This window comes from Sphingomonas sp. S2M10, assembly GCF_012650175.1.
GTDB lineage: Bacteria > Pseudomonadota > Alphaproteobacteria > Sphingomonadales > Sphingomonadaceae > Sphingomonas.
Genome location: NZ_JAAILI010000042.1, coordinates 1 through 2,550 on the forward strand (window position 1 = coordinate 1; position 2,550 = coordinate 2,550).

1 protein-coding gene is annotated in these 2,550 nt (G+C 59.8%); it reads left to right on the forward strand.

The window, feature by feature from the left end; genetic code table 11:
• The first annotated feature begins 610 nt into the window (after positions 1–610).
• Positions 611–2,476: a reverse transcriptase/maturase family protein gene (locus tag S2M10_RS09885; protein WP_168845899.1), complete on the forward strand. Its 1,866-nt coding sequence runs from the start codon at positions 611–613 to the stop codon at positions 2,474–2,476.
• Positions 2,477–2,550: the final 74 nt, after the last annotated feature.

A 2,550-nucleotide genomic window follows, 5' to 3' on the forward strand; every position in this document is an offset into this window, starting at 1 on the left:
GTGCGCCGTTGTGGCGCGAAGAAGAAAGGAGTGTTCGTATGAACTGAGCTTATTGGCATAGCTCATGCCTGACCGACTTACCGGTGCCGGTGACGAACCAGCTGAAATTCCGAAAGGGAAACGGGACCATAGCATGTCGGTGGATGGATCGAAGTCGGGCGCCGCAGCCTGACGGTTGACCAGCAGGCAAGGCGCGCATGGTGAAGACTGGATTGTCTGAATCCCAGTTTCCAACGACCACTAGGTAGGTGACGGTGAACGCGGCTGACACACCGTCTCGAGCGGAGCGAGGAGCACGTCCCAGTGAATCGCTGCCAGTCCGCTCGGCGTGGCTCCGGTAAGGGGATCAAGGAAACGAACGGGGCACCTAAACGCGCCGCGACTCCTCACTCGCGCAACTGCGGGATCGCCTAAACAGGACGGCTAGTTCGGACCTGCATGGCGACGGAGCCGTCATAGTAGTCAAACGCCCGGTGTAACGACCGGGACAGCCGCCGCGAGGCGGACGGGGCAGCGGTATAAGCGGGAGCAATCCTTGTCGAAATCCGCAGCATCCGGGCGAAGGACGGCAGTTCTGTAACCTCGATGGATCAAAGGAAAGGGATTGCTGATGCAAACCGCTACTATCCTGAGACGGATCGAGAAGCTTCCGGCCCTGTCGCGGGCGGGCAAGCGGATCAACGGTCTAAACCGCCTCATGCGGTCCCGCTGCTTATATGAGCGGGCCTATGACAGAGTATCCCGGAACCGGGGTGCGATGACGCCGGGAGTAGACGGTCAGACCTTCGACGGCATGACGCTGGCGAGGCTTGATCGTCTGGTTGAACGCGTGGCGGAAGGCCGTTACCGCCCTCGTCCAGTGCGGCGGGTCTATATCCCCAAGGGCAATGGTAAAATGCGCCCATTGGGCATCCCTACGGCGGATGATCGCATCGTTCAGGAGGCGGCGAGAATGATCCTCGCGGCGATTTATGAGCCTGTGTTCTCGCAGCACAGCCATGGGTTCCGCGCGGGTCGCTCCTGCCACACGGCTCTCGAAGAGATCCGCAAAACCTGGACGGGTGCGAAATGGCTGATCGAGGTGGATGTTCGCGGGTTCTTCGACAACATCGACCATGACATCCTGCTCGGCCTCTTGGCCCGCCAGATCGATGATCCTGTGTTCATCGATCTGATCGGGACGATGCTCAAGGCAGGGTGCATGGATGAATGGAAGTTCGAACGGACCTATAGCGGCACTCCGCAGGGTGGAGTCATCTCGCCCTTGCTCGCCAACATCTATCTCCATGAGCTTGACCTGTTCATGGAGGAAATGCGGGAGGGCTTCGACAAGGGCGTCAAACGGCGGGCCAATCCTGCATATGTCGCCCAAAGCCAGCAGATCGCCGCACTTCGTAAGAAGATCGATGCAATCCGTGCCGATGGTGCGGATGAGGCAGAGGTCCGGGCGTGTCTAGCTCGGATCGAAGCCATCAATCGGGATCGACGGAAGATATCGTCCGTCGATCAAATGGACCCCAACTTCCGCCGCCTGCGCTATTGCCGCTATGCCGATGACTTCCTTGTCGGTGTGATCGGCAGCAAGGCGGACGCTGTCAGGATCATGGCCGATATACAGCACTTCCTCGCTGATCGGCTCAATCTGGCGGTGTCACCGGAGAAAACCGGGGTCCGCGATGCGTCGAAGGGATCGCCGTTCCTTGGCTTCCATGTATGCGCCTTCACGTTGCGCTCTCCCGGTACAATGGCGGGGCGTCAGACGGTCGGCGGCGGGATGCGACGCATCCTTCGTCGGCCAACGCGGGGGAATATCAAGCTGTGGGTGCCAAGGAATCGGGTCTATGCGTTTTGCAGGCGCAAAAAGCTCGGCAACCTCGACATGAGGAATGGTCGGGTGCGTCCGCAACTCATGGAATCCAGTGTACCGGAGATTATCGTTGCCTATAACTCAGAGTTCCGAGGCTTCGCGAACTACTATGCGATCGCCGATGGCGTGAAAGCGTCGCTCGACAAGCTGGAACTGGTAATGCTCAGGAGCCTCTTTGCGACTGTAGCATGCCGGCGACGCTCGACGAGAAGGCAGGCCGAGGAATATCTGAGAATGGGGCCGGATCACGGCGTAACTACCGTGGTCCGGGGCGAGCCACGCGTCCATAAGGTGTGGAAACTGAAGCATCTGATCGTGAAGACGTGGGATAACCCCATCGTCGACACCATCACGGTAGGCTCTCGGATCGCGCAGAGCCCGAACGACCTCGTTACCCGTCTACGCGCCGAAGAATGCGAAGCGTGCGGCGACACCGACGGGCCGTTCGAGATGCATCATCCTCATCGCCTGAAGGACAAGAGGCACGGCCAACTGACGCCTTGGGTGCAATCGGCGCGACGGCGTAGGACCATCGTTCTTTGTCACAAGTGCCATGTCGCTCACCACGGCGGTCGGATGCCCAGCGGAATGGAGAGCCGTGTGCATTGAAAGGTGCAAGCACGGTTCGGGGGGAGGCGCTGAGGCGTCCTCGAAAGAGGCGTCTCGCGTCTACCCTACCGAGA

Excerpts from the sequence above, each read along its gene's own strand:
- S2M10_RS09885 (WP_168845899.1), top strand. The coding sequence starts at position 611 with ATGCAAACCGCTACTATCCTGAGACGGATCGAGAAGCTTCCGGCCCTG.